Genomic DNA, 24,243 nt, shown 5'->3' on the forward strand with positions numbered 1-24,243 from the left:
AATTTCTGTACTAATGTGAATAATTAATTTAACCCTATTTGCCAACAATCATTATTCTATTGTTTGTCCGCTAACATAAAACTTTAAGTTGCTCAATAAACGCTATTATCTTCTCGTAAACAATAACATCTTAAATCAAATCCTTATCTTTGCCCTATGAATACACAAAAACAAACAAGAACCGAATTATCAGAGTTGGGAGAATTCGGCCTTATCCACCGACTTACTTCGGGAATAAAAATACATAACAGCAATACTCTCAAAGGTGTTGGCGATGATGCAGCTGTTATAGAAAATATCGATTTACTAACACTTGTTTCAACAGATTTGCTGGTCGAAAAAGTTCATTTTGACCTTACGTATTATCCTCTGAAACATATGGGATACAAAGCCTCTGTTGTTAATTTTTCAGATATTTATGCTATGAATGGAACACCACGCCAGTTACTTGTAGGGCTGGCAGTGTCGAATCGTTTTTCAGTCGAAGCAATTGATGAAATTTATGCAGGAATTCGGCTGGCTTGTGAAAAATATCATGTTGACCTCGCAGGGGGCGACACTACAAGCAGCCATTCAGGTTTGTTTTTATCTCTGACTATTATAGGTAGTGTTGAAAAAAATAGAGTTGTTTATCGTAATACAGCTAATGAAAGCGACCTGATATGTGTAAGCGGGGACCTGGGTAGCGCTTATGCCGGACTGTTGCTTTTAGAAAGGGAAAAGACGGTATTCAAAGCCAATCCTGATATGCAACCTGATTTTGAAGGATTTGATTATGTTTTAGGCAGGCAGTTAAAACCAGAAGCCCGCAGGGATATAATTGAACTATTAAAAGAAAATGAAATCATACCCACATCAATGATTGATGTTTCCGATGGGCTGGCTTCGGATATATTGCATTTATGCAACGATTCTGTTAAAGGCTGTGCTTTGTACGAAGAAAAAATTCCGCTCGACATGTCAACTATAAAGGCCTGCGACAGCTTTAAAATTGACCCGCTGACTGCAGCCATGAACGGTGGTGAAGATTACGAGTTGTTGTTTACTATACGACAAGACGATTATGAGAAATTAAGAAAACTTGAGGAGGTAAGCATTATTGGCCATATTACAGAAGCATCTGCAGGTTGTAATTTAATAACCCGCAGTGGGCAGTCAGTGCCAATCACTGCACAGGGGTGGGATGGATTAAAAAAATTTAATCGTTATAATGTTTAAAGGAAAGAATTGCAGCAATAGTGCCGCAAACTAAAACACTGGCTGCACTTCCGATAGCTGCATTTACAATTTTTTTACGACGGGCTATATGTTTAAATCCGTCGATATAATATTCATTGTTAATCTTGTCTGCAGGGAAGTATTTTTTCTTTGTTGGTTTTACAGGCACAGCAGCTGCCACACCAAGATAAGCGCCGGGAATAAGTATCCCCCACATGCCAAGATTAAATAATCCAGCACCTGTTACAGCCCCCACGGCAGAAGCCCAGGGAGCATGGTAACGGTATTGAGCAAGGTGTTCACCGGCAATAAAATCTTCCATTTCTTCAACCGTTAGTGGTTGTTCATCTGTTATTAAAGGAGTGTAAAGAACCAGGCTAATGCTGTCTTTAAAATGAATGGCGAAAACATCTTCTTTTTTCAGAATCTTGGTTTTAATAGATTTTTTTTTCTGAACCTCAAGGTGGAGAAGGGTTTCGTTTTTATTGAACTCAATAACATTTCCCTTAAAATGTTTGCCGTTGAACATTACAATAGAATCCTGCGATTTTACCGATGCAACAACAACAAAAAATATGTATACAAAAATAACAGCTTTTCTCATTACATAGTTTTTTGCAAATATATAAAGCAAATTCAATAAAACTAAAATAAATAAAATATAAAGGTGTAAAGATTTTAGTGTGCTTTATGTATATTTGTAAAACAAAGAAGGATTATTTATGAATATTAAATTGGGAAATATCAAAAAACTTCATGTAATAGGCGACAGAGTGCTTGTAAAAAAAACCAAAACAATTGACCGGACAAAATCAGGTTTGATACTTCCGCCCGGAGTTACAGAAAAAGAAGATATTCAGTCCGGTTATGTTATCAAACCAGGTCCGGGTTATCCAATACCCATTGTCGCAGATGAAGACGAAGCATGGAAAAATAAGGAAGACAAAGTTAAATATATCCCCTTGCAGGCCAAAGAAGGTGACCTGGTAATTTATCTTCAAAATCAGGCTCATGAAATAGAATTCGATAAAGAGAAGTATTTCATAGTACCCAATTCAGCAATATTATTATTGTATCGTGATGAATAAGGCAGAAATATTTGCCATTACTCTTTAGTAACCCTTGATATATTGATATTCCGTTAATTACAAAGATTAACAAAAGTTTAACGGTTTTTTTAGTTCGCATATTACCGAACTAAAAAAACTATGTGTAATTTTGCCGTCGAAAATTTTTGAAAATGAACACTGAAGAAAGAATCAAAGCACAATGGGAATTGGTAGAAACCATTGGCCGTGTTTATGAAAAGCAGGGCTTTGGAACTATTACCGGTCGTATTGCTGGGCTTCTGACCGTAATGGATAAAGAGCAATTTACTTTTGATGAAATCGTCGAAGAATTGAATATAAGTAAAAGCTCTGCCAGTCATGGCCTGCGGCTTCTGGAAACTCAGAATCAGATAGAATACATTACTCAGCCCGGCGACCGCAAACGATATTTTCGGGTTAGGACACAAGATAAATTTGCTATTATTGATAACCACCATATGATACTTAACAATTCAAGGAATATTTTTCAATCAATTTTGGAACTAAAAGCCGATAAGAATACGAAGGTGTCTGTTTATATCAGTGATGTGTTGAGTTTGTTATGTTTTTTTCTCGAGAAGTTTGAGGATTTAAAAACAATGTATTTGAACAAGTGATAAATTATAAAAAAATGATGGTATGAGAATGTTTAAGATTTTTTTGTTGATAATATTTATAATGACAGATTGTGTTTTGTATGGGCAGGAACAATCATACACTCTGTCATTGACCCAGGCTCGCGATTATGCTTTACAAAATAATAAATCGTTAATGAATGCAAGGGCAGGTATAGCTTCATCCAAACAAAAGTTGAATGAAACAATTGCCCAGGGCTTGCCCCAGGTGGAAGGCAGCCTGAACTACATGACCTATTTTAACTATGAAATGAATTTCAGTATGGGGAGTTCCGACACCGAGCCAAATATCAATTATGCGCTGCTGGACCTTGGTGACATGGAAGTATTAAACGCGATCAGCCAGATGTTTGGCTCTTCCGAACCGATAGTGATGAACGACCAACTCTCCGGCAAAGTGCAATTATCCCAGCTTATTTTCAGCGGGCAATACCTTGCAGGGATCAAAACAGCGAAAATTGCGCGCAAATTATCAGAGCAGAGCGTGGTGGCAAGCGAGCAGGATGTTAAAGAAAACGTTACGAACACCTATTATCAGATTCTGACCAGTGAACGCACCTTAAAGATTATTAATGGCAACATAAAAAACCTGAACGAAATACTTCAGCATACCACCAATATGTATAACGCAGGACTGGCGGAAGAAACCGACGTGGACCAGTTGAAAATAACGGTGAACCAGTTAAAAAACTCACAGAAGGCACTGGAAAGGATGACTCAGTTGAGCTATAACATGCTTAAATTTCAGTTGGGCGTTCCACCAGCTACTTCGATAATACTTACGGACAGCCTGACACAGCTTCTGGATGCTGCCAATCCGCAAATGGCTTTAGCCAAAGACTTCAACATTTCTGAAAATATTAATTATCAGATGATGGAATCGCAGGTGGCGCTTAGTAAAAAACAGGTTGACCTCCGGAAATGGGCTTATGCACCTACCATTGCCGGTTATTATAATTATACCGGAAAGATCCTTAAGACAGATTTTGATTTAAATCCAAGCCACCTGGTGGGAGTTACCATGTCGGTGCCTATTTGGTCAAGCGGCGTAAGAAAAGCGCAGCTTGCACAGTCAAAAATAAGTTATGATATTGCTCTCCGTAACAAGGATATCGTCAAGGACCAACTGGAACTTCAAAAAACTCAGTTATTGTATGTGTACCAGAATGCCCTGGAAAACTATGAAACCCAGAAAGAAAACGTTTCTGTTGCCGGAAGGGTTTATCAGAGTATTCAGAACAAATATAAGCACGGCGCAGCCTCCAGCCTAGATCTGACACAGGCAAACGGCAATTACCTGACTGCCGAGAGTAATTATTATTCGTCCATATTGACGCTGCTTCAGGCGCAGACTTCACTTGACAAACTTTATAACAAATTATAATCATTTATAAACTTTAATAATTAAACATAATGAAACGCTACTTCTCACTTCTAATCCTGTTATCCGTTTTTTTTGCTTCATGCAGCAATGAAAAAAAGAATGATGCTAACGTACCAACAGCCGACACCACGGTTTATCGCGTAAAGACCATGTTGCTCGAAAAACAAAATATTGCGCAGAAGATCGAATATACGGCCAGTTTGCTGCCATACGAAGAAATAAATTATGCCCCGGCAGCTCCGGGAAGGATCGACCAGATCAATGTGGAGGTCGGGAGCCGTGTAAGCAAAGGAACGGTGATTGCCCGCATGGACCGCACGAACTATAATAATGCCAACGAACAATTGCAGAGCGCACGTTCCAACTTTATGCGTATGGACACCCTTCATAAACTCAACAGTATTTCGGATGCGCAGTGGGAAGCCGCAAAAACCCAATACGAGGTTGCCAAAACCAATGTTGATTTTCTTGCAGGCAACACCACGCTGGTTTCTCCCATCAACGGGATTGTTACCGGGAAATATTTCCAAAGCGGTGAACTTTATTCCGGTGTTCCAAACACTGCTGCCGGGAAAGCAGCTATTGTCACGCTCATGCAGATCAACCCATTGAAAGCAAAGATCAATATTTCCGAGCGCTACTACCCTTTGATTAAACTGGGTATGAAAGCGGATGTCGGAGTTGATATTTTCAAGGAAAAAACTTTTCAGGGCGTGGTATTCAGGATTTATCCGACTGTCAGTTCGGATACCCGTACATTCCCCGTTGAACTTACCATCCCCAATTCGGATGAAAAATTACGCCCGGGAATGTTTGCAAGGGTGTCGCTCGATCTGGGTGAAGCCAGCGCACTTGTGGTGCCTGCTACAGCTTTGGTGAAACAGGAAGGTACCAATAATCGCTTTATATTTATTGCAGGTGCGGACAATGTAGCCCATAAAATTGAAGTAGAGATCGGCACCCGATTCGATGATAAAATAGAGATCATTTCTGAAAAGATCAAAGAAGGAGATCAGATCATTATCGCCGGGCAGAACAAGCTTATGGATGGTTCACATATTTCGGTCGTGAAGTGAAACGGAAAATCAAAGAATTTTTTACAAAGAACTATAAAGAAATAAAGCTATGAGTATATATGGAAGTGCCGTAAAGAAGCCTGTTACGACGTTGATGATTTTTATTGCAATTATTGTGGTCGGGATTTACTCATTTACCCGGCTGCCGATTGACCTGTATCCCGAGATAGAAATACCGGCCATCATGGTTTACACCGGGTATTCCGGTGCCAATGCCGCAGATATTGAAACAAATATCTCAAAACCTATTGAAAATACACTGAATACCGTCAGTAACCTGAAAGAAGTTTATTCCACCTCCAGGGATAATGCTTCGGTTGTTACTCTTGAATTTGAATACGGGACAGACCTTGACGGTGCGGCCAACGATGTGAGGGACGCCCTGGGAATGGTTACGCGCTATTTGCCGGAGGGAGCAGATGACCCAATAATTTTCAAGTTTAGCACCAACATGATGCCTATCATGTTTTTCGCAATTACCGCAGACGAAAGTTATGAAGGAATCGAAGAAGAATTGAACGAAAAACTGGTTAATCCACTGAACCGCATTGACGGGATCGGTTCTGTTTCACTAATTGGAGCGCCGATCCGAGAGGTAAGCGTAAATATTGACCCGCGGAAAATGGAGGCCTATAACCTGACGATAGAACAAATCGGTAATGTTTTGCGTGCAGAAAACCTGAACATGCCTGCCGGATCGGTGGATATGGGGCAGATGACTTATCCGCTTCGGGTTCAGGGCGAATTTGAGCAAAGTGAACAGATAAAAAACGTAGTTCTTACCAATTATCAGGGAAAAACCATCTACCTGAAAGATGTGGCTGTCGTGAACGACTCTATTCGTAAAATGAGCCTTGACGAAAAAATCAATGGCAGAAAAGGTGTCCGCATGATGATCATGAAACAGTCCGGCGCCAATACAGTGCAGATAGCCAAAGAAGTGAACAAAAAGGTCGCCGAACTGAAAAAAGACCTGCCGGCCGATGTCAAGATTGACCCGATATGGGATACCAGTGATTTTATTACAAATTCTATTAACAACCTGACGGAAACCTTACTGTTTGCCTTTTTATTTGTGATGCTGGTGGTAATTTTCTTCCTGGGAAAATGGAGGGCAACATTTATCATCATCCTGACTATTCCTATTTCGCTGATTGTCGCCTTTATCTACCTTGGAATTTCAGGCAGCACCATTAATATTATTTCGCTTTCGGCCTTGTCCATAGGTATCGGAATGGTGGTGGATGATGCGATCGTGGTACTTGAGAATATTACCCGGCACATCGAGCGTGGTAGTTCGCCACGGGAAGCCGCCGTATATGCTACTAACGAGGTGTGGCTTGCTGTAATTGCCTCCACCCTGACCATTGTCGCCGTTTTCTTCCCGCTTACCCTGGTATCAGGAATGACAGGGATCATGTTTAAACAATTGGGATGGATCGTGACCATAACTATCCTCACTTCGGCTATTGCTGCTATCACAATTACACCTATGCTTAGCTCAAAGTTTTTAGGATTGAAACCTGTGAAAAAGAAACCAGGCTGGTTCAGCCATGAGCGTCTGGTGGTTCCGTTATTGGACAAGATGGACAGCTTTTATGTCCGCTCCCTGAGATGGAGTTTACGTCATAAAAAAATCATTGTTTTCGGGGCTTTTGGAATCCTCTTGTTTTCAGTATTACTGGCCACATCATTAAAGACTGAGTTCATCCCTGAAACGGATCAGGGCCAATTGTCTGCTGTTATCGAATTGCCTGCGGGTATCAGGGTGGATGAAACTGTGAAGATTACCCGTAAGATTGAAGATTATATTAATAAAGAAATCCCAGAGAAAAAATTGATTTCCACTTCTTCAGGTGCAAATGACCAGGCCGGAATCGCTGCTTTATTCCAGAGCTCTGGAACCAATATCATTAATGTTACCATGAGGCTCGTTACCGCCTCTGAAAGAAACCGTTCTACTGCTGATGTTGCTGACCAGCTCCGTAATTATCTGGAGACCATTCCTGAAATTGTAAAGTATAATGTTACTGCAGGAGGTGGTATGGACATGGGTGGGGGAAATACTGTGGACCTTCAGATATTCGGTTACGATTTTGACCAGACCACGGCCCTTGCCAATGATCTGGCAGAGAAAATCAAAAAAATTGAAGGAGCCAAAAATGTGATCATCAGCCGTGAAAAATCAAAACCTGAATTAAGGGTGACACTGGATAAGGATAAAATGTCGCAGAACGGATTAAGTACTGCTGTGGTTTCCACAATGATCCGCAACAGATTCCTTGGTTTAACAGCAACCCAGTTCCGCGAATCAGGAAATGAATATGATGTGTTGGTGCGCTTTGAAGAAAAGTACAGAAGTTCCATAGTCGATATTGAGAATATCAGCATCCCTACCGCTGCAGGTATGATCAAGCTCGGCGATATTGCTAATATTGAAGAGTTCTGGTCACCGCCAAATATTGAAAGAGAGCACCGAGAAAGGGTGGTTTCCATTAAAGTGACACCATATAAGGTTTCACTCGGTGAAATGGCAAATAAAATCAAAGCTGAGGTGAAAAAAGTGGACGCGCCTTCCGGTATTATGATGAATGTTGGCGGTTCTTACGAAGACCTTGAGGATTCATTCAAAGACTTGGCGCTGCTGCTGCTGCTGAGCCTTGTACTCGTGTACCTTGTAATGGCATCTCAGTTTGAATCACTCAAGATGCCGCTGATCATCATGGTGTCTGTTCCTTTTGCCTTCACAGGGGTTATTCTTGCCCTGGTACTGACAAAGACGACCTTAAGCATCATTGCCGCTTTAGGCGCCATTCTGCTTATTGGTATTGCCGTTAAAAATGCTATTGTGCTGATCGACTTTACCAACCTGATGCGCGACAGGGGGAACAGCCTTGACGAGGCAATTCTGAAAGCCGGCCGGTCACGTTTACGCCCTGTAATTATGACTACCGCCACCACAATTTTAGGTATGCTTCCGCTGGCGCTAAGTACAGGCGAAGGTTCTGAAATTTGGAGACCAATGGGAATTGTAGTTGTTGGCGGTTTAATATTCAGTACCCTTGTTACCATGATATTAGTTCCGGTGGTTTATCGTATCGTGGTGAGAAGAACCGAGCGAAAAGCCAAAAGAGATGCTGTAGCTGTTATGAATTCTATTGATATTTAAAATTATTCCACATGAAAGCAATAATGATCGTATATAACCAGGCCATGACCGAAAAAATTGAATACCTTCTGGAAAAACTAAATATCAGAGGTTTCACACAATGGCCTATGGTCTATGGTACCGGTACAACCGATGGCGAACCCAGAATGGGAACCCATACCTGGCCTGAAATGAATTCAGCTATCATCAGCATCGTTAATGATGATATTGTAGATGCCTTGCTTGAAAAAGTAAAAAAACTTGATAGTATAAATAAAGAGATAGGAATACGTGCTTTTGTATGGAATATAGAAAAAACCGTTTAGAAAATTTTACTTTTAGATGAGCAAAGATTATTACTAAAACCATAAGCTTATTTTTTTGTATCAGGTATCAGTTTCATACCAAATACTTTTGAAATATTTTCTTTAAGCTTTAGCTTAACATCTTCAACATCACAAAATTTATTTAACTCTTTCTGGAGTGATGTTACTGCTTTGTCGGTGAAGCCGCAGGGATTAATATAATTAAAATAAGTCAGGTCTGTATTCACATTAAATGCAAAACCGTGCATGCTAACGTAGCGGCTTGTCCGTATTCCAATAGCGCATATCTTTCTGGCATGTGAACTATGAGCCTCAAGCCAGACTCCTGTGGCTCCTTCAAGCCTTCCGGCAGCAATATTATATTCCGAAAGTGTAAGGATGATAGACTCTTCAATGGCATGAACGTAAGTTTTAACACCCATATTAAATTGTTCTAAATCCAAAATCGGATACCCCACAATTTGCCCGGGACCATGATAAGTGATATCTCCTCCGCGGTTTGTTCTGTGAAAAACAGCATTTTTTGCCTGAAGTTGTATGTAATCAATCAGAAGATTGTTTTCAGAGCCGCTTTTTCCCAAAGTGTAAACATGAGGGTGTTCGCAAAAAAGTAAATGGTTTAAAACTTCGTTTTCAATTATTGGTTTGCCGGTTTTATGAAAAATTATTTTATTGAATATCTGTTCTTGTATTTCATAAGCCCTATCATAAGATATCAATCTTAAATCCCTGAATTTAACTTCCATCATAATGTTAATATTTTTGTTTGATGAACTTGAACCCTAAGCTATATTTGAGCAGCAAAAATAGAAAAATTTATTTCGAGCACTCAACATTAAATATAATCCTATAACTATGGTAAAACTATTTATATAAAATATAGTTAAAAAATTTTTTCTGATAATCTTTTAGCTCTACCGGTGGGATTTTTTATTTTGTAATAATCATTGAAAAATTTCTGGTTACTTTTGCATTAAATAAAAAATTATTATGAACAACGAGTATAGCGAACAGGAACAAATCAGGCGACAAGCACTCACAGAGCTTTATAATTTGGGTATAAATCCTTATCCGGCTGAAACATTTGAAGTAAATACAATAACTTCAGAAATACATGGAAATTTTCCCGCAAATAATAATATGTATCAGGATGTAAGTATAGCTGGCCGTATTATGTCAAGGCGTATTATGGGGGCAGCTTCATTTGTTGAATTACAAGATGCCCACGACAGGATTCAGTTGTACTTTAAGCGTGACGATATATGTCCGGGGGAAGATAAAACCTTATATAATACTGTATTTAAAAAATTATTGGATATCGGAGATATAATAGGAGTGAAGGGGTATGTTTTTATCACACAGATGGGAGAAATAACAATACATGTTAAAGAATTTAAGCTGTTAAGCAAATCTTTAAGGCCCTTGCCTATTGTAAAGGAAAAAGACCTGGTTGTATATGACGCTTTTACTGACCCTGAACAGCGTTACCGTCAGCGTTATCTCGACCTGATTGTGAACAGGGATGTCAGGCAGATATTTGTTAAACGGGCAAATGTTATTAATTCTATCAGGCAGTTTTTGAATGGCAAAGGATACCTTGAAGTAGAAACTCCTGTTTTGCAGCCGATATATGGAGGAGCAGCAGCCAGACCTTTTAAAACATTTCACAATACACTTAACAGCACACTATATCTTCGTATTGCCAATGAACTTTATCTGAAGCGCCTTATTGTAGGAGGTTACGATGGAGTATTTGAATTTGCAAAAGATTTCCGTAATGAAGGTATGGATCGGTTTCATAATCCGGAGTTTACCCAGATGGAGTTATATGTGGCATACAAAGATTACGAATGGATGATGGACTTGGTGGAAGAAATGGTGGAAAAGGCAGCTCTTGACACCAATGGCATTACGCGGATTAAAGTAGGGGAAAATATAATTGACTTTAAACGCCCATGGAAACGCTATACTATGTTCGAAGTTATAAAACAGTACACAGGTATTGATATTTCTGTGATGACCGAAGAAGAACTTCGTAAAACAGCAAAAACCTTAAATATCGAAATTACTCCCTCCATGGGTAAAGGAAAAATTATTGATGAGATTTTTGGAGAAAAATGCGAGCCCAATCTGATTCAACCAACATTCATAATTGATTATCCGCTTGAGATGTCACCACTTGCCAAAAAACATCGCAGCAAAGAAGGCCTTGTGGAGCGTTTTGAAGCTATTGTTAATGGAAAAGAGCTTTGTAATGCTTTTTCAGAACTTAATGACCCCATTGACCAGCGTAAAAGATTCGAAGCTCAACTTGAATTAGGCAAACGCGGTGACGAAGAATCCATGGTGTTGGATGAAGATTTTCTGAGGGCTATAGAATTTGCTATGCCACCTGCAGCAGGTTTGGGAATCGGCATTGACAGGTTGGTTATGATTATGACAAATTCACATTCTATTCAGGACGTTTTGTTATTCCCGCAAATGAAACCCGAGATTAAATCAGTGGTTACTTCTGTTGATGATTTTGTGGCAAAAGGAATCCCTTCTGTTTATGCCGAATTGATTATGAAAGCTGGCTTTAATACTCCTGATTCATTAACAAATGCTGTCCCTACAAAATTGTTTAACGATATCTGTGGCCTGCGAAAAAAATTAAAATTAGATATTAAAGCTCCGACCATTGAAGAAGTAACAGGTTGGATCAATAATATTTGATAATAGCAAAAGATTAATAATATTTAATCAAAAGCAATCTCTTGAATCAGTACCAGAGAAATTTGTCAAATAATAATATTTCATAATTAGAATAAAGAAGAGTATAAATGTTTCCGTCAAAAGCTCCATATTTATTATACAGTGACGATAATGGAAATATATTTGAAGATACATCTTTGCATGTTGTAGGGCGGAGTGGAAGAATTAATAAAGTTTTACAAAAAGAAGATTTTATCTTGCTGCCCGAAGGCAGCGACTTTTTTCATCTACCAGGCAGGCGTGCAGTAGGGTATGATTATAAAACAAAGCAACTTCGAACATGCTATAAAGGTTGGGCTGTGGCAGCTTTCGTTGCGCCGGCATACACCCTCACATATAACGCATCATGGGTTACGGAGGCACAAGCACCTCGCTTACCATTATATGCTTATGCTGCCATTGGTTGGTTTGATAATAAATTTTTTACAACAGCTTTACGTATTGATCCGGATATCAGGCAGGATTGCAATCAATTTAATCAGCATTATGTTGAGAAAAATGCAAAAAAAATGCTGAAAGTTAACCCCGGTAACAGGCTGCTGAAGCATTTGTCACATTGTGCCCTGGTATATTTTTGCCCTGCAGCCCGTAACTATTTTATGAACCGCTGGGAAGCCCCTTTACCCACGTCACCTGTCTGCAATTCACGCTGTGTAGGATGTATTTCATACCAACCTAAAGAACACAAAATTGTTTCAACACAAAACCGTATTACTTTTATTCCCATTCCAGAAGAAATTTCTGAAATTGCAGTGGCACATCTTGAAAGTGCATCTAACCCTATTGTTAGCTTTGGGCAAGGTTGTGAAGGAGAGCCTCTAATGGTATGGGAGACCTTGCGTGATGCCATTAAAATCATTCGATCGCAAACATCAAAAGGAATTATCAACCTGAATACAAATGGGAGTAGGCCGGATGCCGTTGAAGAACTTTGTAAAGCGGGTTTGCAAAGTATTAGGGTAAGCATGAACAGTGTAAGGAAAGAAATTTACCAGGCATATTATAATCCTGTGAACTATGAGTTTGAAGATGTTCTTGATAGTATCAGTATTGCACGAAAAAATAATATATGGGTTTCGGTCAATTATTTTGTTTTTCCCGGGCAGACAGATAATACATTAGAGGTTGAAGCTTTAAAAAATTTTATAAAAAAATACGATATAAACATGATACAATGGCGTAACTTTAACATTGACCCTGAATGGTATAATGAGATTGTGGCGCCAGCAAAGGATTCCGTTTGTATCGGAATAAAGAATTTGATTAAAAATATTAAATCTGAATTTCCAAAACTTTGCAACGGATATTTTAATCCGGGAGAGCAAATAATCACATCAAGGTTATAAGACATGTATTTGCTATCATGATGGTTCATTCTACTTATCATTCATGCAATAAGTTTAAAGTATAGATGTATTAATATTCTTTAATTATGAAATTTGCAACACGCTTATATTCAGTCAATTAAGCCTAGCTCTAAAATACCCCTTGCCATTTCAATATTTTGACTATTTTTGCACGAAATTTCAAAAATACATTAATATATATTTATGGCTACTACGGCAGATATCAGAAATGGTTTGTGTATAGAGTTTAACAATGATTTATTTGTTGTTGTTGATTTTCAGCATGTAAAACCCGGAAAGGGTGGTGCTTTTATCCGTACAAAACTTAAAAGTTTAACTACCGGAAAGGTGATTTCCAATACTTTTAATTCAGGCGTTAAGATTGACGTAACCAGAGTTGAGAGAAGGCCTTATCAATACCTTTATAAAGATGATATAGGTTACCATTTTATGCATGCTGAAACATTTGAACAGGTTTCCATCATTGAAGACCTTATTGAATCATACGATTTACTTAAAGAAGGTCAGGGGGTTGAAATTATGTTTCATGCCGATACAGAACGCCCACTTTCCTGTGAACTCCCGGCATTTATTGAACTTGAAGTTACCTATACCGAACCCGGCCTGAGGGGCGATACTGCAACCAATACTTTGAAACATGCCACTGTTGAAACAGGCGCTATCATTGATGTCCCTCTCTTTATAAATATTGGAGAAAAAATTAGAATTGATACCAGAACTCATTCGTATTATGAAAGAGTAAAATCATAAACCGCAGATTATATATTTAGATTTTATGGATTTTGAAAAAACCTTTACCCTCAAAAAAATTGCCGAATTAATAAATGCCAAGTATAAAGGCGAGGATAACCATATTATTTCCGGAATAAATGAGATTCATATGGTGAAACCAGGTGATATTACATTTGTTGATTTTGAAAAGTATTATGATAAAGCCCTCGGCTCCAATGCATCAACGATTATTATTAATAAAGATATTACCCCTCCTGAAGGAAAAGCACTGATTATATCTGAAGATCCTTTCAGAGATTATGTAACACTGGTAAAATATTTTAGAAAATTTGAACCCTGTTATAAATATATCAGTGATACTGCTGTAATTGGCAAAGGAACCGTTATCCAGCCAGGAGCTTTTATAGGAAATAATGTTATTATTGGAGAAAACTGCATTATTCATTCCAATGTAAGTATCTATGACCATGCTGTCATTGGTAATAATGTTATTATACAGTCAAATTCGGTTATCGGAGGAGATGCTTTTTATTTTAAACGCCGTCCAACTCATTATGATAAAATGGAATCCTGCGGAAATATTATTATTGAGGATGATGTGGAAATTGGAGCATTATGTGCCCTGGATAAAGGCGTTTCAGGAAACACTGTGATTGGGAAAGGAACTAAAATAGACAACCTTGTTCAGATAGGCCATGATACAGTCGTTGGCAAGCATTGCCTTATCGGTTCTCATTCAGCTATCGCCGGAGTATCAACTCTTGAAGATAACGTGTGCATCTGGGCGCAGGTGCTGATTAATAAAGACCTTACCATAGGAAAAGGTGCGGTGCTTCTGGCCATGTCGGCAGTTGACAAATCGCTGGAAGGCGGTAAAACATATTTCGGAGCACCTGCCATTGAAGCCCGCAAAAAGTGGAAAGAAATTGCGGCCCTTAAAAAACTCGCAGAAAAAAATATGTAATTCTAAAGCATGTTACCTGATATTTTATAGAACGCTTCCAATTTTTATATAGCATTTAAAAGCTTTTGGAAAAAAAATTTTTTAAAAGATATTCCAATATTCGCATCAACTATAAATTGTGGATGTCGTCAGAGTCTGGTAAAGAAATTCTTGATGATGCCAAATGGCAGATGCTTATTTCCATACATCAGATGGGGTCGCTGAAAGCTGCTGCAGATAAGGAAAATATTAGCTATCGCAAAGCATGGGGCGATGTTATAAAAATGGAAAATATACTGGGCTTCCATTTGGTTGAAAAGCATAGGGGAGGCAAAACAGGAGGGCTGACAATTTTAACCGATGAAGGGAAACGTCTGGTTGAAGCATATGTTGATTTTCGTGCTGAATTTCAAAATAATGTAAACGAAACAATCAGAAGGTTTAAAAAGACTTTGAAGCAATAGATTGTACAATGAAATTTTATGTTGCTTTAGTCCAAATCGTTAAATAGTATTTTTTAATAATGACGGATTTAGGATAAATATAACTTAATACCAACGATTTACTAATAAATGAACTGAAATAATTTTTAAACATTTATAACTGATGAAACAACTATCATTAATAATTATAACTTTAGTATTAGCATTGATAATTGGATGTGGAAATTCTAATAAGGTTGGGGGTGATGTAATAAGTAATAACGAACAATTAAAAGGAAGTTTGATTATTTTTCATGCGGGAAGTTTATCTTATCCGGTAAAAGCAATTTGTGATTCGTTTGGGAAAAAATATCCTGATGTAAAGATCTATACCGAAGCAGCCGGGAGCAAAGAGTGTGCAAGAAAAATCAGTGACCTGAAAAAGAATTGCGATATTATGCTTTCTGCAGATTACAAAGTGATTGATAATTTATTAATTCCTGAATGGGCAGACTGGAACTTAAAATTTGCAGCCAATGAGATGGCTATTGTTTTTACCGAAAAATCAAGATATGCTAATGAGATTAACAGGGATAACTGGCATGAAATTTTACTAAGAAAGGATGTTGTTTATGGAAGAAGCGATCCGGAAAGCGACCCTTGCGGCGTGAGAGCAATTCTTACCATGCTTCTGGCTGATAAATATTATAATAAACCTGAATTGTCAAATAGATTAAAAAATAAAAACACGAATTATATCAGGCCCAAAGAAACAGACCTGATTGCATTGTTGGAAACTGGTTCTCTGGATTACATTTTTTTATACCGCTCAGTGGCACAACAGCATAAACTGAAGTATATTCTACTACCGGATGAAATAAATTTAAAAAATGAGAACTTTGCAGATTTATATGCTTCTGTGAGTATTGAAACGACCGGAAAAAAACTTGGAGAAAAAATTATTGAAACAGGAGCTCCTATGGTTTATGGGCTTACCATTCCCAAAAGCGTTAAAAATTATAAGCTTGCAGTAGCCTTTCTGACTTTTTTTCTTGACCCTTCAGGAGGTATGGCTATCATTGAAGCAAGTGGGCAGCCATCGGTTGTTCCGGCAAGCACTGGAACTTATGACAAAATTCCGGAAGAATTGAAACTTTATGCAAAGCCTGAAACACAGGAATAACAATTTTTATCATGATAATCTTTTAATTACAAAAAAAATGTAATTTTGAAAACGATATGTAATCGTTTGCATATCTAAAAATGTAAAATTGAAAAATATGAATGTTCAAACTGAATTAAAATCAATTTTATTTATATCATGGCCTAAGTTTTTATGTCTGCTGTTGGTTTTGTTTTTTACAAATTGCAAGAAAAACACAGAGACACGCCTACCGACAATTAATTTGATTTTTGAATCGTGGTGTAATAATGATGGTGATACAATTGAAATCGGAAAACCTATTCGGTTTAAAGTTCAGGCAGAAGGGTTGGATGCGAATCTTACAAATTTCACTGTTAAAAAATATTATGACGGGCAGATTAAAACAGTGTTGGATTCCGGATTAAATTCTTCTGGTTTTGTAACCGGGCTTTCCTTTTATCAAAATGTCGAAAATCAGGTGGAGTGGAGGTTTGCAGTAATGGACAGAAACCGGAATGAAGCATCTGTATCTCTCAATATTTTTAAGGATCCCAATTCGGTTTTTGGAGGTATTTATGAATTTTTAAATTTAAGAATGGGCTATCAACAGAATAACACCTATGGGCATTTTTTCCTGCCCGTAATAAATAAAGTTTTTTTTGGCGATTCTGCCGCCTTATATCAGGATAAGGTTGATTTTCTTACCTATTTTAATTATCGTGAAGACAACGGAATACTGAAACCTTCTCCTACCTTTTCTTCCCCCGGAGAAGAATTATCAGCTACCGGCGAACTTTACGACATATATTACCCTTTTTTATGTGACTGGACAACAAGAAACTATACCAAATATGACGTCAGGGCTGTTAATGGAGTAACGGCCGAAGCATTCAACCAGGCACATAACGACAGTTTGCTAATTGTTTCCTATGATGATGTTTGGGGTAAAAAGAAATATAAATGGGCAAGCGATGGTACATTAATACCTTTTATGACCCAGTCAGGCAAGAAGGGAATTATTTATGTACATCAAGCGGACAATGACTCAACAGGAAGCATATTGTTTTCAATGAAAATTCAAATGTAAATCATAAACATAATTATTAACTAAAAAAAGTAAAAATGAAAAAAAGAATTTTATTATTTAGTTTCATTTGTGCAATGACAGCAATGTATACTTATGCACAACAGGACACAATTGTTGCCTGGACATTTCCAACCGGAAATTTAACAGATACAGTTGCTGATGCCGGAATAGCTGGAAATATCGGATCAAGAACAATCATGCATGAAGGCGGCACAGGTGTAACTACTATGGTTCCGGGCGACGGGACATACGCTGAAGAAGTTACAGGCTGGGATAATGGTGATAATGTAAAATTCTGGTCTATCAAATTCAAAGCTGAGAATTATCATGATTTGGTTTTGTATTCAAAACAAAAATCAGATGCAACAGATTTCGGCCCAAAGGACTGGAAAGTTCAGTATAAAGTGGGTTCGTCAGGAACCTGGACAGATATTACCAGTGGAACCATTGTTTGTACCAATGACTGGACAGGTGGTGTTGTGAACGCACTGGCTATTCCTATTACTACTCCCGGTAGCAATTCAATTTATATCCGCTGGATCATGACTTCAAATACAGCCACTAATGACGTTGATGTTTTAGCCACAGGCAAATCTGCTATAGATAACATCGTAATTATGGGCACCGCTGACTTGCCTGTTGAAACGGGTGATACTATTGTAGGATTTAATTTTGCTGATACAACCGATACGGAATTTAATGCAGACTTTGGGCTATCAGGGAACCTGACATATAACATACAGGCTGAAGATACAGGATATAATGACAGGCCTTTGACTTATACCAATGGCTACTCGGATTATGCAGCAACTGCTACAGGATGGGATGGTGGTGATAGTGTGAAATTCTGGTCAATAAAGTTTAAAGCAAATGGCTATAAAGACATGAAAGTATGGTCGAAACAAAGGTCTGACGGAACAAACCCCGGCCCAAAAGATTGGAAGTTACAATGCCGTTTGAGCGGTGGCGAATGGGAAGATATTCCCGGGGGAAATATTACTGTGGCCAACGACTGGACAACAGGAGTGGTTAGTGAACTGGCGTTACCAGCAACTATGAACGATCCCGGAACGACATCAATTTATATTCGGTGGATTATGACATCGAACGAAAGTTCTAGCGGCAGTGACGTACTCCCGACGGGAATATCAAAAATTGATGATATCCTTGTTACAGGAACTTTATCAGGTTTAGGCATTTCAAGTGTGATATATGAAAATAATGTTGGCGTGTATCCGAATCCATGTGCTGACATACTTAATATCAACTCATCAGAAGAAATAGCAAAAACAGAGATTTATAATATGCTTGGCGCAAAAGTATATTCTAAAGCAGCGAAATCAAATGACTTACAGATAAATGTAAATCAATTTGAAGAAGGCCTTTATTTGGTAGTATTACATTTTAATAATGAAACAAAAGTTGTTACCAGAAAGATCATTATTAAATAAAAAAACCAAATAATGAAATTGAAAGACTGTCGGCAGATAATTGCTGACAGTCTTTTTTTGCCATGATAAAAAGATTTGCACTATACATCTTATTTTTATTTTCATTGTTTGTATCATACTCGCAAACTATTGAAGGATATATAACTGATGCTGAAAATAAACCTTTACAGAATGTGAATGTCATTTTATCTGGCGTAAAGAAGGGAACAACAACCAACGAAAATGGATTTTACAGCCTAAGCGATATAAATAAAGGAAACTATATAATTGAAGTGAGTCACGTAGGCTATACATCGCATTCACAAAAAATAGAAATCAATAACGATATTGTCATTAAATTGGATTTCACTTTACAAAAAGAGATGATTAATATTGAAGAAGTGGTGATTCAGGCGAAATCAGAAGATAATTTTGATATCATTAATATTCCTGTTCGGACAAAACTCCTAGACGAACAGGATATTAAACAAATACCAGCAATATCAGCCAGCAAAATGTTTAATTCTATATCGGGAGTTAATACGAGCAGTGAATTTGGTATTTTTTCGACATCAACGGTTGTTTCACTAAGAGGTATAGGAGGAAATTCACAATCAGGTACTTTGGTTGTAATGGATGGAATGCCGCTAAACAAAACTGACGGAGGTTCTGTAAATTGGAACATTATTGATAAAGATAATATAGAAAAGGTTGAGATAATCAAAGGCCCGGGTTCCGCGTTGTATGGCTCGAATGCGATGGGCGGGATTATTAATTTTATCAGCAAGCCACCTGACGGAAATTTCGGTTGTAATGTCAGCGTTTCATCGGGTACTTATAGAACTTTGGAAGCAAAAACAAGCGTAACGGGCTCATTATTGAAAAGATTAATCTACTGGAAAGCCTTTGCTAATTACCGCATCAGCGATGGTTATATCAACACACCTGATGAAATTATCAAAGAAAATGATTCCATTGTGGTGCCTGTATTTCTCAAAGAATTTTTTGCAGGTGGTTCCCTAGGGTTTCATATCAACGAAAACAATAATATAGAATTATCTTTTAATTATTTTGATGATATCAGGGGCAGAGGAGTTAAAATTTACGAGGATGTGGGCTCAAACATTGAGAGGGATACGTATCATGCATTTTTAAAATATAAAGGGCAAGTTAAGAAATGGAGGATTTATACAACTGCTTACGGAATGTACGAGAAGTATTTCAGGCTGAATGAATATTACAGCGATGGTTCTTATACTTTATATGAAGTGGATTCAAGGAGAGAAGATTATGGATTGCGAATATGGACTGAAACTCCCATAGGAAAAAAAAATGAAATCACATTTGGTGGAGAGGCAAAGATTGGGAAAGTTTATGGAAAAGACATTTATTATACTTCCACAGACCTGATTAAAAATAAAGGGTCTATGACAACATATGCGCTTTTTGTACAAGACAAGTTCACTTTTGGAAAGCAGAAATGGAGCCTTGTTGCAGGGGTACGTTTCGATGGCGCTATATTTTATGATGCGGCTTTTTCAATAGAAAACCCTTCGTATTCCATAGAATATTTAACAAATTTTCAATTTGATGATATTGATACAAAACAGTGGTCGGCAATTAGCCCGAAGCTAACTCTGCAGTTTGCCCCATCCATATATTTTAAATCATACATTTCAGTAGCAAAAGGATTCAGGTCACCGATTTTGGACGACCTATGCCGCTCAGAAAACAGCCGTTACGGGTTCAGGGTAGCAAATCCTGCAATAAAGCCGGAAAATATTTATAATATGGAGGTAGGATTTGACAAAACTTTTTTTAAAATACTAAGGACAGAATTATCATTTTATTATTCTGCCGGTTATGATTTTATGTTTATGATTTCAACTTCTGATTCTGTTAACCTAGGATACACTATAGCGCCGATTTATCATGTAACCAACATAAGTAAAGTGAACATTTTTGGCATTGAAACGGATGTGTCATCTCCCATTGGAAAATATATTACAGCATTTTTCAATTACACATTTAATCATTCCACCATAGGCGATTTTAAAACCAATACTGAAGCAGACAGAGATCTGGAAGGGAAGTTTCTTCCTGATGTTCCGATGCATAAGTTCTCAACCGGCATTAACATGCTGACACAATACGGAAACCTTTCAATAGCTGGTAAATATGTGGGTGAGTGTTGGGTTAAAGATGATAATACCATAGATTATATCTATTTAATGACAGATAAGTACTCTTCATATTTTACAGTGGACATTAAATTGTGGCAAAAAATTAAACAATTTGAGTTTAGCATTGATATTGATAATTTATTTAATAAAGTTTATATCAATAACAGAGGTTACAAATCCCCTGGAAGAATGGTTTTTGGGAAAATGGTATTCCAGTTCAAAAATAAAGTGAATAAAAAATCTCGAATTGACTAAATAACAAATAAAATAAATCGATTAACCTTAAAAAATGAAAAAAATGAGAAAAATGAAAACATGCTTGGTTATGTTGCTATCCGTTGCAATCTTTTATGGTTGCGGGCAGCCCAAAGTTGGGCCTGTTGGTGAAAATGAAACCCTTGAAGTTTCTTACGACAGTACCGATAAAACGAATGATTTTTATGATGATGCAGAAACTATTGCACTTAAAGGTGAACGTAAAGTTGAAGTAACAGGCGAGATATTAGATTCACGCATTATTGATTTTTCAAATTTGAAAAAACACAGTGTTATTGTTAAAGAAACAAAGTTTCAAACGCCTGCCGATTCATTTGTCGGTGCATATCGTTATGACGGGTATTCTTTATACGATATTTTAAATGAAGTAGTATTGAATAAAAAAAACAAGGAGGAATATTCTCCCATTATTGACATCTTTGTGGAAATTGAAAACAATGCCGGAGAAAAAGTAGTGTTAAGTTGGGGGGAAATTTATTACCCGATACACCGGCATGAAATTATCATTGCCACGGATGTCATGAGAATTGTTCCAAGTAAAACGAAAGAGTTATGGACTTTGCCGGAAAACACAAAACTTGTTGTAGGAAGTGACCTGATAACGGCAAGAAACATATCTAATCCTTCAAAAATTAAAATAATTTCTTACCCGACAGATATTGTGTCTCAAAAAGGGATGAAACCTTTATTTAGCCCCGAAGTTAAAATATCAGATGGTGAAAAAGAAATTTTAACACTGAAAGATGCTCCCAAAAATATTGTAATGCAGAATTATCCCGCAATATTTTACGGAAAGGGCAGAGGTATTCACAGCACGCAACCTTTTAAAGGGGTTATGGTAAAAGATATTTTGCATGATAATTTCTCTTTAAGTGAAGAATTAATAAAAAAAGGATTGATATTCGCTGTGGCAAAAGATGGTTACAGGAGTGTTTTTTCATACAGTGAGGTTATGAATAGAAATGACCAGGCAGAATTGCTTTTAATTACCAAGCTTGACGAAGAAGATGGTTCGGTATTCAGGATTTATCCATCTATGGATTTTTTCAGTGACAGAGCCGTGAAAGCATTAACTGAAATAAGCTGCGTACTTTGGTAAAATCAATATGTCAGGCAAAAAGTATTTATCAATATCACCTTTTGGACTTTTGCTTGTTTTTCTGAGCAGTTTAATTCTATTGTTCATTATTGCTCCTATAGCAGGAATGTTTTTTTCAACGCCGGCTTCTTCACTTTTTGACACTGCTCAGGACAAACAAGTACGCGATTCAATATGGCTAACGCTTTTTACTGCAATGGGGGCTACATTGGTTGCGTCAATTGGAGCAATTCCTCTTGCATATTTGTTGGCGCGCAGAGAATTTCGTTTCAAAAGAGTTGTTCTTGGTGTTATTGATTTACCTATTGTTATACCTCATTCTGCGGCAGGCATTGCCATTTTAGGATTTATCTCCCGTGATACTTTTTTAGGAAAATCGGCATCTGTCTTTGGTATTGACCTGATTGGGCATCCATTAGGAATATCTGTTGCAATGGCATTTGTCAGCATCCCCTTTTTGATAAATGCTGCAAGGGATGGGTTCATGAATGTACCTGTCAGGTATGAAAAAGCAGCCCAGATTTTGGGAGCTTCTCCAATAAGAATATTTTTCAGCATTTCACTTCCCCTTGCTTGGAAAAGCATCGTCTCGGGTTTAATTATGATGTTTGCAAGAGGAATGAGTGAATTTGGCGCTGTGGTTATAGTTGCGTATCATCCCATGATTACCCCGGTTTTAATATATGAACGCTTTGGCTCGTTTGGGTTGAGTTACGCCCGCCCTGTTGCAGTTCTTTTTATTATTGTCTCATTGATATTCTTTATTATTTTAAGGCTATTAAGTAAAACAAAAAATGCTTGAACTTAGAAACATATCAAAACGTATTGGTGATTTTGTTTTGGAGGATATTTCTTTTAATGTTTCAAAAGGCGATTATTTTGTTTTGCTGGGTGTTTCCGGAGCCGGAAAAACTATGTTGCTTGAAATCATAGCTGGCCTCAGAAACACTGATAAAGGGAATATTATACTTGACGGATTGGATATAACCAATATTAGAGCTAATAAGCGTGGAGTAGGCTTGGTATTTCAGGATAGTGCTATTTTCCCCCATTTAAATGTTGCGAAAAATATTGCATATTCTTTGCATGGAAAAGGCTTAACAAAAGCCGAAATTCAATCTCGTGTGATAAAATGGGCAGAGACAGTCAATATTGAAAACCTTCTCGAGCGCCAGTCAAACGGCCTTTCAGGAGGTGAAAAAAGAAGAGTCGCTCTTGCAAGAACGCTGGCTATGGAACCCGACATTTTATTGCTGGATGAACCATTATCATCATTAGATGTTTTGCTTCAATATGATATGATTAGGTTGTTAAAACAAATAAATACTTCCGGAAAAACAATCATGCATGTAACTCATGATTATAATGAAGCATATTCTCTTGCCAGAACCCTGGCAATAATAAATTCAGGGAAAATTGAGCAATTAGGTTTGCCGGAAGAAATATTTAAAAACCCCTACAGCAAGTTTGTGTCGGCAATGACCGGAATAAGAAACTTTTTTGTTTGTCATGAAATACAAAATGCAGGCAAATTATACAAAATACGCATTAAGGAAGGATTATCTGTTTTTTCATCAGAGTATTGTGCCCCGGGAAATCCTTTCTTTATAAGAGAGGATGAGATTTCATTTACAAACCAAGACATAAATATTGAAGAAAATATCATTGAAGGAATAATTACAGACATTTTCCCGTCACCTGAATTCTACAGCGTGGTTGTTGATGCCGGAGTTAATTTTTATGTTAGAGTGAAAAAACAGGATATGAAACTTTTATCTGTTAATATTGGCGGCAAAATACGGGTTCAAATTCTGCCTGAAGTTGTAATTCCTGTTAAAAGAGATACAACGTAAATCAAATTTTGACAAAAAATATCAGAAAGGGTTCTTTTGTAATCAATTAACTTTTTTAACCCTAATTTACTACTTTTG

General features: G+C 37.4%; 21 protein-coding genes. 19 read left to right on the forward strand and 2 right to left on the reverse strand.

Annotation, left to right across the window (positions count from 1 at the left end):
* Nucleotides 1-156 precede the first annotated feature (156 nt).
* Entirely contained in the window at nt 157-1,218 is a 1,062-nt protein-coding gene (thiL, locus tag M0R16_07100) for a thiamine-phosphate kinase (GenBank protein ID MCK9612653.1), read from the forward strand.
* Here thiL and M0R16_07105 read toward each other — a convergent pair.
* Nucleotides 1,199-1,822, reverse strand: coding sequence for a hypothetical protein (locus tag M0R16_07105; protein MCK9612654.1), 624 nt, complete (start codon nt 1,820-1,822; stop codon nt 1,199-1,201). The two genes, thiL and M0R16_07105, sit on opposite strands and share 20 nt — an antisense overlap.
* 118 nt (nt 1,823-1,940) lie before the next feature.
* Between M0R16_07105 and M0R16_07110 the strand changes: the two genes are divergently transcribed.
* From M0R16_07110 to M0R16_07135, 6 genes are all read left to right on the forward strand, one after another.
* On the forward strand, nt 1,941-2,306 hold the full coding sequence (locus M0R16_07110; protein ID MCK9612655.1) for a co-chaperone GroES family protein: 366 nt from the start codon (nt 1,941-1,943) through the stop codon (nt 2,304-2,306).
* A 152-nt stretch (nt 2,307-2,458) separates the two neighbouring features.
* Nucleotides 2,459-2,923, forward strand: coding sequence for a hypothetical protein (locus tag M0R16_07115; protein MCK9612656.1), 465 nt, complete (start codon nt 2,459-2,461; stop codon nt 2,921-2,923).
* Between the two features lie 61 nt (nt 2,924-2,984).
* Complete coding sequence (locus tag M0R16_07120) at nt 2,985-4,325, forward strand: TolC family protein (GenBank protein ID MCK9612657.1); 1,341 nt, start codon at nt 2,985-2,987, stop codon at nt 4,323-4,325.
* Nucleotides 4,326-4,354: 29 nt separating this feature from the next.
* Nucleotides 4,355-5,401, forward strand: coding sequence for an efflux RND transporter periplasmic adaptor subunit (locus tag M0R16_07125; GenBank protein ID MCK9612658.1), 1,047 nt, complete (start codon nt 4,355-4,357; stop codon nt 5,399-5,401).
* Nucleotides 5,402-5,450: 49 nt separating this feature from the next.
* Entirely contained in the window at nt 5,451-8,570 is a 3,120-nt protein-coding gene (locus tag M0R16_07130) for an efflux RND transporter permease subunit (GenBank protein ID MCK9612659.1), read from the forward strand.
* A gap of 11 nt (nt 8,571-8,581) precedes the next feature.
* Nucleotides 8,582-8,875: a hypothetical protein gene (locus tag M0R16_07135; protein MCK9612660.1), complete on the forward strand. Its 294-nt coding sequence runs from the start codon at nt 8,582-8,584 to the stop codon at nt 8,873-8,875.
* 47 nt (nt 8,876-8,922) lie between these two features.
* Here the strand turns inward: M0R16_07135 and lipB are convergent, their stop codons facing one another.
* Nucleotides 8,923-9,621: a lipoyl(octanoyl) transferase LipB gene (gene lipB, locus M0R16_07140; GenBank protein MCK9612661.1), complete on the reverse strand. Its 699-nt coding sequence runs from the start codon at nt 9,619-9,621 to the stop codon at nt 8,923-8,925.
* Nucleotides 9,622-9,865: 244 nt separating this feature from the next.
* Here lipB and lysS point away from each other — a divergent pair, with 244 nt between their 5' ends.
* The 12 genes from lysS to M0R16_07200 all read left to right on the forward strand — a co-directional run bounded on the left by lysS (nt 9,866) and on the right by M0R16_07200 (nt 24,165).
* Nucleotides 9,866-11,590 (forward strand): lysine--tRNA ligase, encoded by a 1,725-nt coding sequence (lysS, locus tag M0R16_07145; protein MCK9612662.1) that lies wholly within the window; start codon nt 9,866-9,868, stop codon nt 11,588-11,590.
* 107 nt (nt 11,591-11,697) lie between these two features.
* A complete protein-coding gene (locus tag M0R16_07150) occupies nt 11,698-12,975 on the forward strand; it encodes a radical SAM protein (protein MCK9612663.1) in 1,278 nt (425 codons plus the stop codon).
* A 204-nt stretch (nt 12,976-13,179) separates the two neighbouring features.
* Nucleotides 13,180-13,746, forward strand: a complete 567-nt coding sequence (efp, locus tag M0R16_07155; GenBank protein MCK9612664.1) for an elongation factor P — start codon at nt 13,180-13,182, stop codon at nt 13,744-13,746.
* A gap of 25 nt (nt 13,747-13,771) precedes the next feature.
* Nucleotides 13,772-14,692, forward strand: coding sequence for a UDP-3-O-(3-hydroxymyristoyl)glucosamine N-acyltransferase (locus tag M0R16_07160; GenBank protein MCK9612665.1), 921 nt, complete (start codon nt 13,772-13,774; stop codon nt 14,690-14,692).
* A 65-nt stretch (nt 14,693-14,757) separates the two neighbouring features.
* Nucleotides 14,758-15,135 (forward strand): LysR family transcriptional regulator, encoded by a 378-nt coding sequence (locus M0R16_07165; protein ID MCK9612666.1) that lies wholly within the window; start codon nt 14,758-14,760, stop codon nt 15,133-15,135.
* Nucleotides 15,136-15,277: 142 nt separating this feature from the next.
* Nucleotides 15,278-16,276, forward strand: a complete 999-nt coding sequence (gene wtpA / locus M0R16_07170) for a tungstate ABC transporter substrate-binding protein WtpA (GenBank protein ID MCK9612667.1) — start codon at nt 15,278-15,280, stop codon at nt 16,274-16,276.
* Between the two features lie 97 nt (nt 16,277-16,373).
* Entirely contained in the window at nt 16,374-17,324 is a 951-nt protein-coding gene (locus M0R16_07175) for a hypothetical protein (protein ID MCK9612668.1), read from the forward strand.
* 35 nt (nt 17,325-17,359) lie between these two features.
* Nucleotides 17,360-18,775 (forward strand): T9SS type A sorting domain-containing protein, encoded by a 1,416-nt coding sequence (locus tag M0R16_07180; protein MCK9612669.1) that lies wholly within the window; start codon nt 17,360-17,362, stop codon nt 18,773-18,775.
* A gap of 62 nt (nt 18,776-18,837) precedes the next feature.
* Nucleotides 18,838-21,192 (forward strand): TonB-dependent receptor, encoded by a 2,355-nt coding sequence (locus M0R16_07185; GenBank protein ID MCK9612670.1) that lies wholly within the window; start codon nt 18,838-18,840, stop codon nt 21,190-21,192.
* Nucleotides 21,193-21,244: 52 nt separating this feature from the next.
* Complete coding sequence (locus tag M0R16_07190; protein MCK9612671.1) at nt 21,245-22,312, forward strand: hypothetical protein; 1,068 nt, start codon at nt 21,245-21,247, stop codon at nt 22,310-22,312.
* 7 nt (nt 22,313-22,319) lie between these two features.
* The gene (locus M0R16_07195; protein MCK9612672.1) at nt 22,320-23,114 is read left to right on the forward strand and encodes an ABC transporter permease; all 795 of its coding nucleotides are present in this window, start codon (nt 22,320-22,322) and stop codon (nt 23,112-23,114) included.
* A complete protein-coding gene (locus tag M0R16_07200; protein MCK9612673.1) occupies nt 23,107-24,165 on the forward strand; it encodes an ATP-binding cassette domain-containing protein in 1,059 nt (352 codons plus the stop codon). The genes M0R16_07195 and M0R16_07200 overlap by 8 nt, the downstream gene beginning before the upstream one ends.
* Nucleotides 24,166-24,243: the final 78 nt, after the last annotated feature.

The organism is Bacteroidales bacterium, assembly GCA_023228145.1.
GTDB lineage: Bacteria > Bacteroidota > Bacteroidia > Bacteroidales > CAIWKO01 > CAIWKO01.